Annotated in this window: 16 protein-coding genes; 11 read left to right on the forward strand and 5 right to left on the reverse strand. The window is 68.0% G+C overall.

What is annotated here, in order from left to right; translation table 11 throughout:
- Window positions 1-107: 107 nt before the first annotated feature.
- The 4 genes from ACWF4Z_RS24510 to ACWF4Z_RS24525 are packed head-to-tail and all read left to right on the forward strand — an operon-like array spanning window position 108 to window position 4,102.
- The gene (locus ACWF4Z_RS24510) at window positions 108-1,481 is read left to right on the forward strand and encodes an extracellular solute-binding protein (RefSeq protein WP_452245462.1); all 1,374 of its coding nucleotides are present in this window, start codon (window positions 108-110) and stop codon (window positions 1,479-1,481) included.
- Window positions 1,471-2,358 carry a carbohydrate ABC transporter permease gene (locus ACWF4Z_RS24515; RefSeq protein WP_452245463.1) on the forward strand — a complete coding sequence of 296 codons (888 nt, stop codon included), beginning with the start codon at window positions 1,471-1,473 and terminating at the stop codon, window positions 2,356-2,358. Before ACWF4Z_RS24510 ends, ACWF4Z_RS24515 begins: the two co-directional genes overlap by 11 nt.
- A complete protein-coding gene (locus ACWF4Z_RS24520; protein ID WP_452245464.1) occupies window positions 2,355-3,236 on the forward strand; it encodes a carbohydrate ABC transporter permease in 882 nt (293 codons plus the stop codon). Before ACWF4Z_RS24515 ends, ACWF4Z_RS24520 begins: the two co-directional genes overlap by 4 nt.
- Window positions 3,233-4,102 carry an NAD-dependent epimerase/dehydratase family protein gene (locus ACWF4Z_RS24525; RefSeq protein WP_452245465.1) on the forward strand — a complete coding sequence of 290 codons (870 nt, stop codon included), beginning with the start codon at window positions 3,233-3,235 and terminating at the stop codon, window positions 4,100-4,102. Before ACWF4Z_RS24520 ends, ACWF4Z_RS24525 begins: the two co-directional genes overlap by 4 nt.
- On the opposite strand, the gene ACWF4Z_RS24530 is transcribed toward ACWF4Z_RS24525, so the two are convergent.
- On the reverse strand, window positions 4,075-5,070 hold the full coding sequence (locus ACWF4Z_RS24530; RefSeq protein WP_452245466.1) for a LacI family DNA-binding transcriptional regulator: 996 nt from the start codon (window positions 5,068-5,070) through the stop codon (window positions 4,075-4,077). The genes ACWF4Z_RS24525 and ACWF4Z_RS24530 overlap by 28 nt on opposite strands.
- Window positions 5,071-5,295: 225 nt before the next feature.
- Here ACWF4Z_RS24530 and ACWF4Z_RS24535 point away from each other — a divergent pair, with 225 nt between their 5' ends.
- From ACWF4Z_RS24535 to ACWF4Z_RS24565, 7 genes are all read left to right on the forward strand, one after another.
- Window positions 5,296-8,412 carry a sugar-binding protein gene (locus ACWF4Z_RS24535; protein WP_452245467.1) on the forward strand — a complete coding sequence of 1,039 codons (3,117 nt, stop codon included), beginning with the start codon at window positions 5,296-5,298 and terminating at the stop codon, window positions 8,410-8,412.
- Window positions 8,413-8,474: 62 nt separating this feature from the next.
- Window positions 8,475-8,696, forward strand: coding sequence for a biotin/lipoyl-binding carrier protein (locus tag ACWF4Z_RS24540; RefSeq protein ID WP_452245468.1), 222 nt, complete (start codon window positions 8,475-8,477; stop codon window positions 8,694-8,696).
- A gap of 148 nt (window positions 8,697-8,844) precedes the next feature.
- Window positions 8,845-9,513 (forward strand): RNA polymerase sigma factor SigE, encoded by a 669-nt coding sequence (gene sigE, locus ACWF4Z_RS24545; RefSeq protein WP_452245469.1) that lies wholly within the window; start codon window positions 8,845-8,847, stop codon window positions 9,511-9,513.
- Entirely contained in the window at window positions 9,510-10,136 is a 627-nt protein-coding gene (locus ACWF4Z_RS24550) for an anti-sigma factor family protein (RefSeq protein ID WP_452245470.1), read from the forward strand. Before sigE ends, ACWF4Z_RS24550 begins: the two co-directional genes overlap by 4 nt.
- A gap of 3 nt (window positions 10,137-10,139) precedes the next feature.
- Window positions 10,140-11,201: a sigma-E factor regulatory protein RseB domain-containing protein gene (locus ACWF4Z_RS24555; protein ID WP_452245471.1), complete on the forward strand. Its 1,062-nt coding sequence runs from the start codon at window positions 10,140-10,142 to the stop codon at window positions 11,199-11,201.
- Window positions 11,202-11,410: 209 nt separating this feature from the next.
- Window positions 11,411-12,769 carry a S1C family serine protease gene (locus ACWF4Z_RS24560; RefSeq protein ID WP_452245472.1) on the forward strand — a complete coding sequence of 453 codons (1,359 nt, stop codon included), beginning with the start codon at window positions 11,411-11,413 and terminating at the stop codon, window positions 12,767-12,769.
- Between the two features lie 87 nt (window positions 12,770-12,856).
- Window positions 12,857-13,195: a sec-independent translocase gene (locus ACWF4Z_RS24565; protein WP_452245473.1), complete on the forward strand. Its 339-nt coding sequence runs from the start codon at window positions 12,857-12,859 to the stop codon at window positions 13,193-13,195.
- Here ACWF4Z_RS24565 and ACWF4Z_RS24570 read toward each other — a convergent pair.
- The 4 genes from ACWF4Z_RS24570 to htpX form a co-directional block, all read right to left on the reverse strand.
- Window positions 13,192-14,280 (reverse strand): GNAT family N-acetyltransferase, encoded by a 1,089-nt coding sequence (locus ACWF4Z_RS24570; protein WP_452245474.1) that lies wholly within the window; start codon window positions 14,278-14,280, stop codon window positions 13,192-13,194. The two genes, ACWF4Z_RS24565 and ACWF4Z_RS24570, sit on opposite strands and share 4 nt — an antisense overlap.
- Window positions 14,281-14,298: 18 nt before the next feature.
- Window positions 14,299-15,444, reverse strand: coding sequence for an Mrp/NBP35 family ATP-binding protein (locus tag ACWF4Z_RS24575; RefSeq protein ID WP_452245475.1), 1,146 nt, complete (start codon window positions 15,442-15,444; stop codon window positions 14,299-14,301).
- A 145-nt stretch (window positions 15,445-15,589) separates the two neighbouring features.
- Window positions 15,590-16,153 (reverse strand): PspA-associated protein PspAB, encoded by a 564-nt coding sequence (gene pspAB / locus ACWF4Z_RS24580; RefSeq protein ID WP_452245476.1) that lies wholly within the window; start codon window positions 16,151-16,153, stop codon window positions 15,590-15,592.
- Window positions 16,154-16,157: 4 nt separating this feature from the next.
- On the reverse strand, window positions 16,158-17,060 hold the full coding sequence (gene htpX / locus ACWF4Z_RS24585) for a zinc metalloprotease HtpX (protein WP_452245477.1): 903 nt from the start codon (window positions 17,058-17,060) through the stop codon (window positions 16,158-16,160).
- Window position 17,061: the final 1 nt, after the last annotated feature.

A 17,061-nucleotide genomic window follows, 5' to 3' on the forward strand; every position in this document is an offset into this window, starting at 1 on the left:
GGCTGAGGTCTAGTATTTGCGAAAGCGCTTGCGCTACTCTGCGGAACGATCGGCTCGCCGATCGCCCTGAGCACCATCGTCTGGTGCAGGCCCGCTGAGGAGTTCCGATGACCAGAACCGCAATCCGTTCCACCGCAGTGGTTTCCGCTTCCCTGATGGCGCTGGCAGGACTGGTGGCCTGCTCCAGCGCACCTTCCGCGTCCGGTGACTCCGGTGGGGGTGGACAGGTGACGATCACGGTCGGTGACCGTCCCAGTAGTTCCGACCCGGCCAACCGGGCGGCGTTCGACAAGAGGGTGGCCGACTTCCAGACGGCGAACCCAGACATCAAGCTGAACCCGGTCGAGACGCTCTGGGACCCCACCACGTTCCAGGCCCAGGCGGCCGGCGGCCAGCTCCCCGACGTACTGAATGTGCCGTTCACCGAGCCGCAGGGCATGATCGCGCGCAAGCAGGTCGCGGACCTGACCAAGGCGCTCAAGGACGACGGGCTGCTGAAGGACCTGAATCCGACCGTGCTGAAGATCGCCCAGGACCAGGCGGGCAACGTGTACGCCGTTCCGACGGCCGCGTACTCGGTGGGGCTGGTCTACAACCGTGAGCTGTTCACCAAGGCCGGCCTGGATCCGGACAAGCCGCCCACGACGTGGGACGAGGTCCGCGCGGACGCGAAGAAGATCACCGCCGCGACCGATCAGGCCGGCTACGCGCAGATGACCACGAACAACACCGGCGGCTGGATGTTCACCACCCAGACCTACGCGTTCGGCGGCACGATCGAGAACGCCGACGGCACCAAGGCGTCGTTCGACGATGCGCCGTCGAAGGCCGCACTACAGGCGCTGCACGACATGAAGTGGGTCGACAAGTCGATGGGCCAGGCGGTGCTCTACGACATCGACGGCATCTCCAAAGCCTTCTCGGCCGGCAAGATCGGCATGTACATGGCCGCACCGGACTCCTATCGCACGCTGGTCCAGACGAACGGGCTGAAGGCGTCGTCGTTCGGCATCGGCCCGATGCCCCAGCAGGGCGGCGATCACGGCACCCTCAGCGGTGGCAGCGTGCAGGTCGTCAGTCCGAGTACGACGGACGCCGAACGGGCCGCTGCGATCAAGTGGATCAAGTACAACTACCTGAACAAGTACGTGAACCAGGACGCCGCTGTGACGAGTGCCAAGACCAGTGTGGCCGGGAAGCTGCCTGTCGGTGTGCCAGGTCTACCGGTGGTCGCGGCGGACCAGTACGCGACGTACAACTCCTGGATCAAGCCGTACGTCAACGTCCCGCTGGAGAACTTCGCCGCGTACACGAAGGTCGCAGCGGATCAGAAGATCATCCCTGAGCCGCCTGTGAAGGCACAGGAGGTGTACGCCGCCCTCGATCCGGTTGTGCAGACCGTACTGGGCAACGCGAAGGCCGACATCCCGGCGCTGCTGACCAAGGCCGCTGCCACGGTGAACGCCAAGCTTGGGCGCTGAGTTGATCCGGCGCCTGCGCAACGGAGTGCCGGCAGTGGTGTTCGCGCTGCCGGTACTCGTGGTCTTCGTGGTCTTCTCCTGGGGCCCGATCGTCCGCGGGCTGGTGATGAGCCTGCAGCAGACCAACCTGATCGATCCGGTGCGTTGGGTCGGGCTGGAGAACTTCCGGTACGTCCTGACCGACCCGGGTGTCGGTCAGGCAGCCGCGAACACAGTCTGGTTCACCTTGCTGGCGTTGCTCTTCGGCTTCCCGCTGCCGGTCCTGCTGGCGATGTTCCTGTCCGAGCTGCGCGGCCGGTCCTGGGCGTACACGACACTCGCGTACCTGCCGGTGATCACCCCACCCGTGGTGGCCATCCTGCTGTGGCGGTTCTTCTACGACCCGTCACCGAACGGGATGTTCAACACCATCCTGGGGTGGGTCGGCCTCGGACCGTTCCTGTGGCTGGACAGTCCGGGGTCGGCGATGCCGTCGATCGTGCTCGAGGCGACCTGGGCCGGTGCCGGCAACGCAGTGATCATCTACCTCGCTGCATTGACTTCGGTCCGAGCTGATCTGTACGAGGCGGCCGAGCTGGACGGCGCCGGCGTGTTCCGGCGGGTGTGGCACGTGATGCTGCCGCATCTGCGCGGAGTGCTGCTGCTGATGCTTCTCCTGCAGGTGATCGGGACGATGCAACTCTTCACCGAGCCCTTGTTGTTCACGGGCGGAGGGCCGCAGGGATCGACCACAACGATCCTCCTGCTGATCTACAACTACGCCTTCGTCAATGGCGACTACGGTGCCGCGACGGCGCTCAGCGTCTTGCTGGCCGTGGCACTCGGCGTACTGTCGGCTGTCTTTCAGCTGGCCACGCGTGGCTGGAGTACAGAATGAGCGAGCGTGGCGCGCTGTCGGACGCGGACCGCAGGCAGACGCGGGTCCGGGTGCCGTTCCTCATCGGTCAGGTCCTGGTGTTCGCCGGACTGCTCGTGGCCGGCCTCGGACCGTTCCTTTGGTTGCTCAAGGCAGCGATCTCGCCGACCCAGGACAGCATCCGGCAACCACTCGCGTTCTTCCCGTCGGGACACGTGCAGTGGCAGAACCTCGCCACTGCCTGGCAGCAAGGCCACATCGGCTACTACCTCGGCAACACCGGCATCATCGCGGCGGGTACGGCGCTCGCCTCCCTGATCGTCTGTACGACGGCCGGCTACGTGCTGAGTGTGCTCCGGCCGCGCTGGGGACCGTGGTTGTCGGCCGCGATCCTGGTCACGCTCTTCGTGCCGCACATCGTTTCGCTCGTCCCGCTGTACCTGACCGTGCTCAAACTGCCGGTGGTGCACAGCAACCTGACGAACACGTTCTGGGCGGTCTGGCTGCCGCCGGCGGCCAGCGCGTTCAACGTGCTGATCGTGAAGCGCTTCTTCGACGGCATCCCGCGCGAGTACTTCGAGGCGGCCCGGATCGACGGCGCCGGCTCACTGCGGGTCTTCACCTCGCTCGTCCTGCCGTTGTCGCGCCCGATCCTCGGCGTGGTCCTGCTGCTCAGCATCATCTCGTCCTGGAAGGACTATCTGTGGCCTCTGCTGGTGCTGACGAATCCCGATCTGCAGCCGGTCTCGGTGGCGTTGCCGAAGATCGCCAGGGCGACGGAGCTCAACATCCAGTTGGCGGGTCTGTTCCTGGCCCTGCTGATCCCGGTGGCGTTGTTCCTGGTCTTCCAGCGGGCGTTCCTGCGTGGCGTCGGTCTGTCCGGAGGGATCAAGGCGTGAGGCGGGTGCTGGTCACCGGTGCGGATGGTTCCATCGGCCGGGCGGCGGTCGCCGGGCTCCGGCACGCCGGGTACGGCGTGACCGGCCTGTCGCTGCGCTACGACCACGCCAGTACGGCGGACCGCTCGCTGGTCGGCGATGCGCGTTCGGTGGCCGATGTCGGGACCGCACTGGACGGGGTGGACGCCGTACTGCATCTGGCGGCGATTCCGCATCCCAGCCTGGGTACGCCGGAGGAGGTGTTCGACAACAACGTGACGGCGACGTTCAACGTGCTCGCTCAGGCAGGGCAGCGGGGGGTCGGCCGGGTGGTGATCGCGAGCAGCATCAACGCGTTCGGCGTACCGATGAACGTGCATCCGGTCCTGCCGGCGTACTACCCGCTCGACGAGGACATCCGTGCGGACATCGCGGATGCGTACTCGTTGTCGAAGAGTGTGGACGAACAGAGTGCCCGGATGGCCTGGCGGCGGTGGGGCGTCAACGTGATCGCACTGCGCTTTCCACTGGTCAAATCTCGCGAACAGCTGCGCAGATTCGCGGCCAACGCCGAGCGCGACCCGTCCACGATGGCGCGTGAAGGCTGGGCCTATCTCGATCTCCGCGACGGCGTCCGGGCAATCATCGCCGCACTGGAGTCACCGGCGACCGGAGCGCACGTGGTCGGGCTGGCCGCGGATGACGTCCTGATCGACCGCCCAACAGAAGAGCTGTTGCGCGATTACGCACCGACAGTCCCGGTACGACGTCCTGTCGCCGGACGGGATGCACTGGTCGACACGTCCCGCGCGCGCGACCTCCTCGGGTTCAGCCCGCGCTACTCGATCCACGAGGACGATCAGACCGTTTCCGCGATCACCAACTGAGGGGTGACGTACTGGATGCCGGGCTCGGGGTTGGGGTCGAGTAGCTGGGCCGCGACGCGGCGGCCGATCTCCTCGAGCCCGACCTCGATCGTGGTCAGGTGCCGGGTCACGCGTTGGTCGTGCATCAGCTGTTCCCAGTTGTCCACGCCGATCATCGACACGTCCTCGGGCACCCGTCGGCCACTGGCCCGCACGACCCGCTCGGCGCCGCGGGCGATCGCGTCACTGCCGCAGAAGATCCCGTCGACGTCGGGCACCTCGGCCAGCACCTCACGCGCCGCGACCTCACCCCAGTCCTCGCGCCAGCGCCCGAAGCGCACCGGCGTTGCCCACTCCAGTCCGGCGTCCGTGAGCGCCTGAGTGGCGCTCTGGGCTCGACGCTGGGCGGCGTGGTCGTGTGGCTCCGCGGTGATGTGCGCGAGCCGGCGTCGGCCTTTCGACATCAAGTGGTTGGCCGCGAGTCGCCCGATCGCCGCGTCGTCGGAGGTGATCGTGACGTCGGTCGGGTCCTCGGTGAAGGTGAACGCGTAGATCACCGGTACTTCGAACCGCTCGGTGATGGACGGTGTCGGGTACGACGTACCTGTGCCGATCACGATGACACCGTCGATCCGGCGGGCGCGCAGTTGCAGCACGCTCTCGGTGATGTCGTGATCGCCCAGGCGTGCGTCGTACAGCAGGATGGCCTGCTCCTTGGCGCCGAGCTCGGTGGCGACGGTGGCCAGGACGATCCGGGTGAACGGGTTCGATGCGCGATGTGTGAGCACGCCGATCGTCTGGCTGCGGCCGCGGGCGAACGAGCGAGCCAGTGCGTTGTGCCGGAAGCCGAGGCGTACGGCGGTGTCCCGGACGTGGTCCCGGGTGGCCTGAGAGATCCGGTCCGTGCCGTTGAGAGCCTTCGAGGCAGTCGACAGCGAGACCCCAGCCGCAGTAGCCACATCGGACAAGGTGATCAGCTGGTCGGCCATCTGCTCATCGTAGTGAGGGAGTGCCTAATGGTCCCGCGCCTACTGCGCTGCACTCGGCACGGCACCTCGCCGCACTGGAGCAAAGGCCACGATGGAAAAGCATCGAGGCCTTCACTCCAGCACGCCGATGCACCGCACCGAGCACATGCTCGCGACGGCGCGTGACCATCAGGCACTCCCTTGCTGCGAGCCGTTGACAGGCGGCTCGCCGGGGATGAGGGTGTGATGTGCGAAACCGCTTTCGCTTTCACCTGGGAGGAGCACTACATGGCCCGCCGCCGCTCTGGCGCAGTCAGTCTTCTCACGGCCGGTTTGTTGCTGGCCGCCGTACTCCAGTCACCCGCTCACGCGGCCGCCACCGCCGCGCCGACTCTGACCATCACGCCGACAACGGTCGGCAATGCTTTCACCGTGGGCCAGCAGGTCACGCTGGGCTTCAGTACCAACGCCGCCACGGTCGCCTGGACCGTGCGGGACGCGACCGGCACAGAGGTCGCCAAGGGCTCCGCAACAGCCGCCTCGCTGAACGGACAGCTCGCTCTGTCGATCAGCACGCCGGGCTGGTACCAGGCCGACCTCACCGCGACCTCGTCCGACGGCTGGGTGACCAACGGCGGTACGGACTTCTCGATGCTCGCACCGCACGACTTCTCGACCTCGACGGACACCCGGATCGGCGTCGCCACCGGACTCGGCTTCAGCAGCGGCGCCAACCCCGGTGTGGGTTCGGTGCCGCTGTTGGCCAAGGCCGGTATCTCGACCGCGCGTGACGAGGCCTTCTGGGCCGCAGCGGAGACCACGCCGGGGGTGATCCAGTTCCCGCAGAAGGTGAAGGACTACAAGGCGGCACTGGACGCGAACAACATCGACTTCCTCAACATCCTCGACTACGGCAACACGCTCTACTACCCGGACGAGGCGCCGTCGACCGACGCGCAACGGCAGGCCTTCACCCGGTACGCCGTCGCCGCGGTCAACGAGTTCGGTACGGCGCACACGACGTACGAACTGTGGAACGAGTGGAACTGGCGTGATCAGAACGGCCCTGCTGGTGCCACGGCCGAAAACTACGTCGCACTGCTCAAGATGGTCAGCGCGGCGGTCCGCGCGAAGCATCCGGACGTCAAGCTCACCGGTCCGTCGCTGGCAGTCATCGCGGACTGGCAGACCTGGTTCACCCGGTTCGCCGACCTGGGTGGTCTGGACTACGTCGATGCAATCACGATCCACCCGTACGTGCAGCCCAGCGACCCGGAAGCGTCGGTTGCCTACGTCAACACGATCCGCAGCATCATGGCCGCGCATGGCTCGACCAAGCCGATCTACATCTCCGAGCAGGGTTGGGCGACCGGCACCAGCGCCACGGCAGTCAGTGAGCCGGTCCAGGCCCGCGACCTGATCCGTGGCGAACTGTTGGCCTTCGGCAACGGTGTTGCCCGCTACAGCGGCTACAACTTCATGGACTCGGGGACCGACCCGACCAACGTCGAGCACCGCTTCGGACTGGTCCGCAACACGTTGGACACCCGCGGTGCGCTAGTACCGAAGCCGTCGTACGTCGCAACCGCCGTCCTGGCTCGGCAGATCGACCAGCTGCCGCTGATTGGCCAGACCAAGTTCGGCACCAACGGGTACGACGTCGCCTTCAACGCCGGCGGCGCCCAGACAGTGCACGCGGTCTGGGCACAGACGCCCACGCTGGTCAACGCGGGCGCGACGCCCGGCTCGACCGTCCAGGTCACCAACATGTACGGCGCAGTCACCAATCTGACCGCGGACTCGGGCGGCCACGTCTGGGTGACCGCGGGACCCGAGCCCGTGTACCTGAAAGGTGCGATCAGTGGGGTAGCGCTCTCGACCCGCTTTTCCCTGGCAGTGCAGCCGGAGATTGCCGGTGACCCGGTTGGCGGCACTCTGACCTTCACCAACCCGGACGCGAGCGCACACGCCTTCACCGTTCAGGCAGGCACCGGCCAGACGAGCGGCAACGTCCCTGCAGGTGGCACGGTGTCCGTGCCCGTCACCTACGCCGCTCAGAACTCGACCGGCGCCCGGACCTACTCGGCAAAGGTCACGGTGGATGGCGCGACTGCCGCACTGCTGACCACGAGCGGTACGGCGACCGCACCACTGGTCGTCACGGGTTCACACGTTCTGAGTACCTCTGGGCAGGACCTGCTTCGTCTGCGCGTCAAGAACACCTCAGCCCACTCGTATACGGTCGCGGGACTCGACTGGGCGTCCGGACCGGGATCCGGAACGCTCTTGGCCGGCACGGTGATCGCAGCGCACGGTACGGCGTCGGCCGACGTGACACTCCCGGTCACAGCGCCATCGGACTGGGCAGCGAGCCTGCGGATCTCAGGTGTCGGCTTCTTCAAGGCATCGGGCCTGCTGAGGCCAGTCGGTACGCCGACAATCGCCACCCAGCACACCGTGACACTCGACGGGGTAATCGATCCGGAGCTCAGCCAGGTCACTCCGATCTCGTTGGCCGGGACAGGGACGCCGCCGGTGACAGGCTGGGGTGGACCCAGCGACCTGTCCGGATCGCTCTGGCTGACTCAAGACAGTCAGAACCTGTACCTGTCCGCGAAGGTCACGGACGACGTGTTCTCGCAGCCGAAGCGGAACGGCGACATCTGGGGCGGTGACGGTCTACAGATCGGCATGACGTCCGGTGCGCCAGGTGAGGCGACCAGAACCCAGGAGATCGGGGCTGCGCTCACCGATGCAGGCACTGTGGACACGTGGCGCTGGGCTCCGGTGGAGCTGGCCGGCACTCCACCCGGTGTGCAGGCGAAGGTCGTCCGCGACAACACCGCCCACACGACGACGTACGAGGTCGCCATTCCCTGGAGCACTGTGGAGTTCGCGCCGGGGGATCGGCTCATGTCGGCGACTGTGGTCGTCAACGAGAACGACGGGACCGGGCGGCGCGGCTGGCTGACCTGGGGCAAGGGCGTCGCGGAGACCAAGAACACGGCGCTCTTCAACCCGATCCGGTTGGACTCTGCACCGGCTGCACCGGCCGGCGTGTCTGACGCGGCGTTCGGCATCTCCACATCGGCTCGGCCGCAGTGCTGGAATGGCGCGGCCATGCTGCCGGTCTACGCCTACAACGCGGGTTCGGCGCCGATGGACGTCCGATTCACCACTCCGGTCGGTGAGGAGAAGATTTCGGCCGTCGCTGCCGGCAAGGGCGCCTACCACGCGTTTACCGGCGGCGGGCCGCCACTGGCGGCCGGGTCGCTCACGACCGCGGCGTACCGCTGGAACGACGGTTCACCGCAGTACACCCGGCTGACGCTGAACTACCCGGCGATCACCTGCGGAGGCTGAGTTCTCCGGTCCGGATCTCCCGCCTAGGATCAAGGCAGGAGATCCGGACCCGAGGAGCGCTAGTGAGTCACACCGTGGTGGCCGAACTGGTGGCCAATGTGCTCAAGGTCACTGTCCGAGCCGGTGACACCGTGGGTCCAGATGACACGCTGGTCATCTTGGAGTCGATGAAGATGGAGATCCCGGTCCTGGCGGAGGTCTCCGGCACCATCGTCGAGCTCAAGGTCGTCGAGGGCGAAGTGGTCCGCGACGGCGACCCAATAGCCGTCATCGAAGAAAAGTAGCGGGTGATTCAACGGAAATGGCTGTCCGGGCGTCTCTAGTGGTGAGAGGGAACTTCGTGCCGGAGTGCCGCGTTGAGCCGTCGTACGAACAACTCAGGGTCCAACCCGGGTTTTCCCGACGTGCGCAGAGGACGGTGACCGCGGCACCATGGCCTTCACGCTCATTGCCGAGAGGACCCAGGGAGGCGTTGCGGTGAAGCCCGTCGACACCTCGATGGCGCCTGTCCCACAGCCCGTGCCCGAGACGCTCCCCTCGTGGGACGAGATCGTCCGCACGCACTCCGCCCGGGTCTACCGGCTGGCGTACCGGCTGACCGGGAACAAGCACGACGCCGAGGACCTGACCCAGGAAGTGTTCGTCCGGGTCTTCCGGTCGCTGTCGTCGTACACACCGGGCACGTTCGAGGGCTGGCTGTACCGGATCACCACGAACCTGTTCCTGGACGGCGCCCGCCGCAAGCAGCGGATCCGGTTCGACGGCCTGCCGGACGACGCGCACGACCGGCTGCCGGCCAAGGGTGAGGGCCCGGCCGAGAAGCTGGACTCCGACCTGTTCGACCACGATGTGCAGGACGCGCTCGACGCGCTGCCGGAGGATTTCCGCGCGGCCGTGGTGCTCTGCGACATCGAGGGCATGACGTACGACGAGATCGCGGACGTCCTGGACGTGAAGCTCGGCACGGTCCGCAGCCGGATCCACCGCGGCCGGTCGATGCTGCGCAAGCACCTGGAGCACCGGGCCCCGCGGTCCGGTCAGACCCGGATCGGCGGTCCGCCCGCGGACCTCCCGTTCGGTGACGGAGGTGAGCACCGATGAGCCTGCAGCACCCGATGGACAAGCACCCGATGGACAAGCTCAGCGCCGTTGTCGACGGCGAGCTGGACCATGACTCCCGGGACAAGGTCCTGAGCCACCTGGTCGGCTGCGACACCTGCCGGGCCGAGGTTGACGCGCAGCGCCGGCTCAAGGCCCGGATGGCGACAGCCGAGGCACCGGACCCGTCCACTGACCTGATGCAGCGCCTGATGGGCGTCTCGTCGTTCTCGCCGGAGCCGCGCGAGGAGGTCCGCCCGGTGCTCACGCCGGCGGTCGCACTCTTCCCGCAGCGGTCCGCGTTCCCAGCCGGGCGCACCGGTCGCACGAGGCCCGGCGCAGCCCGGACCACCCGCTCCCGACGCCGCACCGGCGTGCTGGGCGCGGCCGGCTCGGCAGCTGCGGTCGCATCTCTCCTCGGTACGGCGTTCGTCGTCGGAGATCCGGCCCGGTCGGAGCAGCCACCCGCGCTCCAGCCGCCAGTCACGACCTTCACGTCGGACCACGCCAGCGCCACGGGCGGAGCGCCGTTCGCCGACCCGGTCGCCCTGCTGAACTCCTACAACGGGGTTGGGTACGCCGGGCTGAGCCCGACGCTGCAGCCGGTGGCCCTGGCCGGACGCTGAACCGTGAGCCTCACTCGGCTCGCCGTGCTGGTCAGTACTGCTCTGATCGGCTTCGGCCTGCCCACGCCCGCCGTCGCGGTCGCACTGCCGACCGCGACTCGGGCCGACTCACCGCTCGCAGTCAGTTGGCTGGAGCGCGCGGCCGCAGCGCCGAATCGGGTTTCGTACCACGGCACTCAGATCATCACCGCGTGGGGACCGCACGGCGCGAGCTCAGCGATGCTCGACATCGTGCACGCGGCCTCGCAGGGCTCGGAGATCAGCGTGGACGGCTCGTCGGCCGCACCGGGCGCAAAGGCCTTCGTGCAACGCGCTACGAGCTCTGAGGCGTCGATTGACGGCGGACCGCTGGCGTTGCTGAAGGCGACGTACCAGCTCGTGTACCAGTGCTGCACGGACACCATCGGACGGGCGGCCGTCCTGGTGGAGGCCCTGCGCGGCGACCAGACGCTCGCGGCGCGATTCTGGATCGACAAGGCGACCGGACTGCTGCTGCAGCGGCAATTGTTCAGCGTGGACGGCAAGACGATGGTCCGGGCCACGGTGTTCACCGAGCTCGAGATCGAAGACTCGGAGTTCCTCGCGCATCTGCCGCCGATGGTCCCGAGTGGGGTCGAGTCGCTCGGCCTGGGCAAGGCCGACAGTCTCCGCTCGCAGGGTTGGGTGTGTGCGCCCGAGCTGCCCGCGTCGATGCAGCTGTACGACGTCCACAAGGACACGACCAACGGCTCACTGCAGTTCTCGTACTCCGACGGACTCTTCAACGTGTCGCTCTTCGAACAGCGTGGTGAGCTCGACCCGGCCGCGGTCGCGGGATTCAGCCGCACCGACACCCCGGGCGTCTACCTGCGCTACGGGATGCCGTCGTACGTCGTCTGGTCGTCGGGAGGGATCGTCTACACCCTGATCGGGGATCTGCCGGCCGACATGCTCGGCCAGGTGGTCCGCGCGTTCCCGCACGACGTCCCGGCGAAGCTGACCGCGATCCAGCGCGTGGGGGCCGGGCTGGCGAAAATCGCGACGTGGCTCACTCCGATGGGTGCGCTTTCGCCGAAACTGGGATAATCGGATCTGGAAGACCCTCCGGTAACCTCGAGAGTGGTCTCCGGCCGAGACCACGACGACGACGTGAGGCGGGCAGCGTGAGCAACGACGACGCCGAGCCGACAGTTCCGAACCCAACCTCTTCGGAACCCGCAGCGCTCCTTCCCACCCCCAGCGCGCCGCTCGCTGGACCCCCTCCGCAGCCCGGCCCACTCACCGCCGGACCCGTGGTGGCCGGTCCTCAGCCAGCTGGTAGCAGGCCGATCCCGACGCCCGGGAGCGACGCCGCGTACCGGCAGACCAACGGCCGGTCCACCACACAGCGCAGCTTCGGCAAGCCCCAAGCACAACAGCCGCCGGCCCAGTCCCAGGAGCCGAGCTTCCGGCCGGTGTACCAGGGACAGGCGTGGCCGACGCAGCAACCGGCGTACCGGCCCACGTACACGCCGCCCCCGCCGCTGGACTGGCATCAGCAGCAGGCCCGGGCGTACACGCCGGAGCCGCCGTCGAAGGCCAACCGGGTGATCGTCATCGCCGCGGCCGTGGCCCTGGTGATCGGCGTGATCGCCGGCACCGGCGCGGCCGTGACCGTGCTCGCCGTGAACCACGACACCGTCGCACCGGTCGCCCAGCAGCCCGGTCCGCCGGTCGGCGCCGGTGCTGACCCCAAGATCAAGACCGGATCGGTCTCCGCGGTCGCTGCGACGCTGCTCCCGAGTGTCGTCCAGCTGAAGGTCCAGGGCGAGGACAACTCGGACGCGACCGGATCCGGCTTCGCGATCGACAACTCCGGACACATTCTGACCAACAACCACGTCGTCTCGGCCGCCGCTTCGGGTGGGTCGATCCAGGTCGTCACGCAGAACGGGAAGACGGCGACCGCACGGCTGGTCGGCCGGTCCCCGGCGTACGACCTCGCTGTGGTCCAGGTGATCGGTCTGGACGCGCCGTCGGTGCAGTTCGGCCGGTCCGACGCCGCGATCGTCGGACAGGACGTGGTCGCGATCGGCTCACCGCTCGGACTGGCCGGCACGGTGACCTCCGGGATCATCTCGGCGAAGAACCGGCCGGTCACCACGACGGGTGAGACCACGAACGAGCAGTCGTACATCAGCGCGCTCCAGACCGACGCGGCGATCAACCCGGGGAACTCCGGGGGCCCGCTGGTCGACATGAACGCGCGGGTGATCGGGGTCAACTCCGCGATCGCCACCGTCCGCGGTGCCGAGGAAGGGCAGAGCGGGAACATCGGGCTCGGGTTCGCGATTCCGATCGACCAGGCCCGGCGGACGGCGCAACAGCTCATCGCCACCGGCCAGGCGTCGTACCCGGTGATCGGGGCGAGCGTGGACATGCAGTTCGAGGGCGGTGCGCGGGTCAGCGCGGTCACCACCGGCTCGCCGGCCGCCAAGGGCGGGATGCGGGTGGGCGACGTGATCACCGAGGTGAACGAGGCGCCCGTGGACTCCGCCGAGACCCTGATCGTCGCGATTCGCACGCATCAGCCGGGGGAGAGCGTCCGGCTCGTGTACGAGCGCAGCGGCAAGCCCAAGCAGGTCACACTGACCCTCGGCCAGCAGATCGGTTGAGCAGCCCGGCAGGCGCCGTGACCAGAGTGGAGATACCCTGGTCGGCGTCGGGAGCAGGGGCTGGAACGACGTAGACAGAGGTGGGGCATGTTCGGCATCGGGCCACTCGAGCTGGTCGTGATCGCGATCGTCGCCGTTCTCGTCTTCGGCCCGGATCGGCTGCCGGAGTTCGCCCGCACCGCGGGCCGGCTGCTGCGTCAGGTCCGGCAGATGGTCAACAACGCGCAGAACGATCTGCGCAACGAGCTCGGGCCTGAGTTCGCCGACCTCGACCTGCAGGATCTGAACCCGAAGAACTTCGTCCGCAAGCACCTCCTCGAGGGCTCGGACGACTACGACGACAAGCCTGTCTCCGACTTCGCCGACCCGGCCCCGGAGCGCCTCCCGGCCGGCCAGCGCCCGCCGTTCGACCCAGAGTCCACCTAATCCGAGGACAGCAGGTCGTAGGTCGCCTTGCCGTCGAGCTGGGTTGACAGCGGGAAGGCGTCGCGTTCGATGCCGGCCAGTTGGAAGCCTGCTTTCTCGGCGGTACGACGGGCTGCCGTATTCGTTGCCGCAGTCCGGATGAAAAGCCGCCGCCCGCCGAAGCCGCCCTCGGCCGCGGGTGCGAAATACCACTGAGCCACCCGGGAGATCGCCTCGGTCATGACGCCGCGGCCCGTTGCGTCGGGGTGTATCCAGTAGCCCAGCTCGCCGTCGCGTACCTCGTCGTGGTGGATCCCGAAGAGGGTCAGGTTGCCGAGCCCGAGGTCGGTGTCCGCGTCGGCGACGCACCAGTTGAACCGCCGCCCGGCAGCGGCCTGCTCGGCCATGTCGTTCAGCCAGAACCGGGCATCGCCGGCAGTGAACGGCTGCGGGATGAACGGCAGGAAATGCGCGGTCGTCTGGTTGGTCCGGCCGCTCGTGATCCGCGTGATCTCGTCCTCGCGCCAGGTGCGCAGCCGCAGCCTGGGCGTCTCGAGCACCGGGTGCACGTACCAGGGCCGCCGCGGCCGGCGTGGATCCTTGGGGCCGATCCAGGCGGTCCATGCATCGACCCGACCGCCGTTCTCCTCGGCCAGACTCGGGATCGTCTCACCGAGATGGAAGCCGGTCGCCCACGCCACCCGCCGCGACGGCCAGTTGCCGACGCGAGCCCACCAATGCACGACGTGGAATCCACAGGTGTTGAACCCGAACTCGAGCAGCAGCCGCACCGACCGGCTCGCCACGCCATGGCCTCGCGCCCAGGCCGACAGGCTGTAGTGCACCCGTGCGTTCCCGTCCTGATCCGGCTCGAGTGCGGCGGATCCGGCGTACCGGCCCTTGAACTCGACGATGAACAGCAGTCGCTCGTGCGCCGCCCAGGCGTCGGTGATGCCGAAGCCGATCCAGCGCCGCGCGTCCGCTTCGTCGAACCTGCGCTGTTCCTCGCGCTGACGGTCGATCTGTCCCTGGAGGTCGTCCGGTCGTGGCGCCCGCAGCGTCACGACCCCGTCGGTCAGAACCGGATGCTCCGCAGGAATCGGCACCCGATCAACCCTAAACGGTCAGCGGCCTACCGGGGACAGGCCGAGTTGGCGGCCGAGGAGGCCGCGGGGCTTGCCGCCGAGCTTGGATGCGATGCCGTCCAGCACCTGCGCGGCCGGGGCGTCGGGGTCGGCGCCGACCAGCGGCCTACCGAGGTCGCCGCCACTGCGCAGCCGCTCGTCCAGCGGGATCTCGCCGAGCAGCGGAATCTTGTACCCGAGCCGCGCCGACAGGGTCTCCGCAACCCGTGCCCCGCCGCCCGAGCCGAAGATCTCGATCCGGTGCTCGGGACCGCAGTGCGGACAGGGCAGGTACGACATGTTCTCGACCACGCCGGCTACCCGCTGATGCACCATCTGGGCCATTGTCCCGGCCCGCTCGGCCACCTCGGCGGCGGCCTCCTGCGGGGTCGTCACCACGATCACCTCGGCGCTGGTCAGCCGCTGGCCGACCGAGATCGCGATGTCGCCGGTGCCGGGCGGCAGGTCGAGGAGCAGTACGTCGAGGTCGCCCCAGTAGACGTCCGCCAGCATCTGCACCAGCGCGCGGTCCAGGATCGGGCCGCGCCACGCGACCACCTGGTCCCGCTTGGGCTTCAGCATCCCGATCGAGATCACCTTCACGCCGTGCGCGGGCACCGGCATGATCATGTCGTCCACCGCGGTCGGCCGCTCATCCGCGACGCCGAGCATGGCCGGCACCGAGTGCCCGTAGATGTCCGCGTCCAGCACGCCGACCGACAACCCCTGCTGGGCCATCGCGACCGCGAGGTTGACCGTCACCGACGACTTGCCGACGCCGCCCTTGCCGGAGGCGATCGCGAACACCTTGGTCAGCGAGTCCGGCCGGGAGAACGGGATCTCCTTCTCCGCGACGCCACCGCGCAACTGGGTCTGCAGCGCCGCGCGCTGCTCGGCCGACATCACGCCGAGGTCGATCTCGACCCCGGTGACGCCGTCCAGTGCGCTCACCGCGGCGGTCGTGTCACGCCGCAGCGTGTCCTTCATCGGACAGCCCGCGACGGTCAGCAGAATCCGCACGGCAACCACGCCGTCATCGCGAACGACGACGGATTCGACCATCCCCAGGTCCGTGATCGGCTTCTTGATCTCCGGATCCAGCACCCCGCTGAGCGCCGTGGTCACCTGGTCAGCAGTAGGAGCCATGCCCCAAGGCTACGTGCTCCGTCGAACCCGCCCGACCACGGTCCGTGTGACCTACGCCCGGCAAGGCAACCCTCAGTCGAACGCATTCGACCCAGTCCGAAAGGCTGGCTGCCAGATCGAGGTCAGCCTGACGTCGTAACGGGACTCAGAGGCCGGGGGCTCCGTAGACGGGGAACCAGCGGGCGAGGTCCGCTTCGAACCGAAGGTCGGCGCCGACGATCGACTTGATCTGAAGCTCGGTGGTGTTGTTGCGGCGGTCGGCGCTGGCCGGGGCGAACGGGTACCAGCTGCCGCGTTTGTAGAGATACACCAGGCCCAGGGACTGGGTGCCGTTGGTGAAGGCGACCAGCGTGCACAGGAGGGCGGAGCCGAAGCCGGCATCGACCAGGGAGGTGTTGACGCCGTGCAGGTCGGTGACCAGGCCCTCGAGGTTGTCGGGTGTGGTTTCGCGGACCAACCACGTGAAGCCGTAGGAGTCCGTCGTACTGGTGAACTTGCCGTTGTCGAGGGCGAGCAGCTTGTCGACCTCCTCGCGCATGGTCGAGAAGCCGCCGCCTTCGGCTGCCTTGAAGCAGACCGAACCACTGCCGGTGGGACGGTAGCCGGCCGCGGTCTCCAGAGTGATCGCGGCCGACGGAAGCTGGAACAGCTGATCGAGGTTCGGCGGGACGGCTTTGCTCCTGCCAAGCAGGATGTCTAGGAGACCCATAGGCCTAAGCTTGCTCGCCCAGCTCGCGGGACAGCACACCGAGTCGGTCGAGTCGCTTCTCGAGCGGCGGGTGGGTGGAGAAGAGCGACGACAGGCTGACGCCCTTGCCCGAGATCGCCGGCGCGAAGAAGAAGGCGTTGAACGCCTCGGCCTGACGCAGGTCGCGCGACGGTATCCGGGCGATGTCCCCACTGATCTTGGTCAACGCCGACGCGAGTGTCGACGGTCTGCCGGTGAGTATCGCGCCGGCCCGGTCCGCCGCCAGCTCGCGGTAGCGCGACAGCGCCCGCGTCAGCAGGAACGAGATCGCATAGACCACGGCCGACACCAAGATGATGGTCAGCACGACCATGGCCGCGTTCTGATCCCGGTTGCCCCGGCCGAGGCCGCCGTACAGACCGAAGCGGGTGATCAGGCCGGCGAGCACGCCAAGGAACGACGCGATTGTCATCACGGCCACGTCCCGGTGTGCCACGTGGGACAGCTCGTGTGCGAGCACGCCTTCCAGCTCGTCGGCGTCGAGCCTGCGCATGATGCCGGTGGTCACGCAGACGACCGCTTTGTTCGGGTTGCGGCCGGTCGCGAAGGCATTCGGCAGGTCGACGTCAGCGATGGCGACCCTGGGCTTCGGCATGTCGGCCAGCGCACAGAGCCGGTCGATCGCGCCATGCAGCTGCGGCGCCTCCTCCGGAGTCACGATCTTGCCGCGCATCGCGTACAGCGCGATCCGGTCGGAGAACCAGTACTGCGCGAACAGCGCACCGCCCGCGATCACCACCGCCAGTACGGCGCTCTTGGTCAACGCGATCAGTAGCCCGACAAAAGCGACGTACAGCAGCCCCAGCAGGAAACTGGTCACAACCATCCGGCTGGTCAGCCCACGATCGGGCTTGAAGCGAGTCTTCATC

It is taken from the genome of Kribbella sp. NPDC055071 (genome assembly GCF_053608045.1).

Bases quoted from the DNA above. Each gene is read 5' to 3' on its own strand.
- ACWF4Z_RS24510 (WP_452245462.1), top strand. From the start codon at position 108: ATGACCAGAACCGCAATCCGTTCCACCGCAGTGGTTTCCGCTTCCCTG.
- ACWF4Z_RS24520 (WP_452245464.1), top strand. From the start codon at position 2,355: ATGAGCGAGCGTGGCGCGCTGTCGGACGCGGACCGCAGGCAGACGCGG.
- ACWF4Z_RS24530 (WP_452245466.1), bottom strand. From the start codon at position 5,070: ATGGCCGACCAGCTGATCACCTTGTCCGATGTGGCTACTGCGGCTGGG.
- ACWF4Z_RS24535 (WP_452245467.1), top strand. From the start codon at position 5,296: ATGTGCGAAACCGCTTTCGCTTTCACCTGGGAGGAGCACTACATGGCC.
- sigE (WP_452245469.1), top strand. From the start codon at position 8,845: ATGGCCTTCACGCTCATTGCCGAGAGGACCCAGGGAGGCGTTGCGGTG.
- ACWF4Z_RS24550 (WP_452245470.1), top strand. From the start codon at position 9,510: ATGAGCCTGCAGCACCCGATGGACAAGCACCCGATGGACAAGCTCAGC.
- ACWF4Z_RS24565 (WP_452245473.1), top strand. From the start codon at position 12,857: ATGTTCGGCATCGGGCCACTCGAGCTGGTCGTGATCGCGATCGTCGCC.
- ACWF4Z_RS24575 (WP_452245475.1), bottom strand. From the start codon at position 15,444: ATGGCTCCTACTGCTGACCAGGTGACCACGGCGCTCAGCGGGGTGCTG.
- pspAB (WP_452245476.1), bottom strand. From the start codon at position 16,153: ATGGGTCTCCTAGACATCCTGCTTGGCAGGAGCAAAGCCGTCCCGCCG.
- htpX (WP_452245477.1), bottom strand. From the start codon at position 17,060: ATGAAGACTCGCTTCAAGCCCGATCGTGGGCTGACCAGCCGGATGGTT.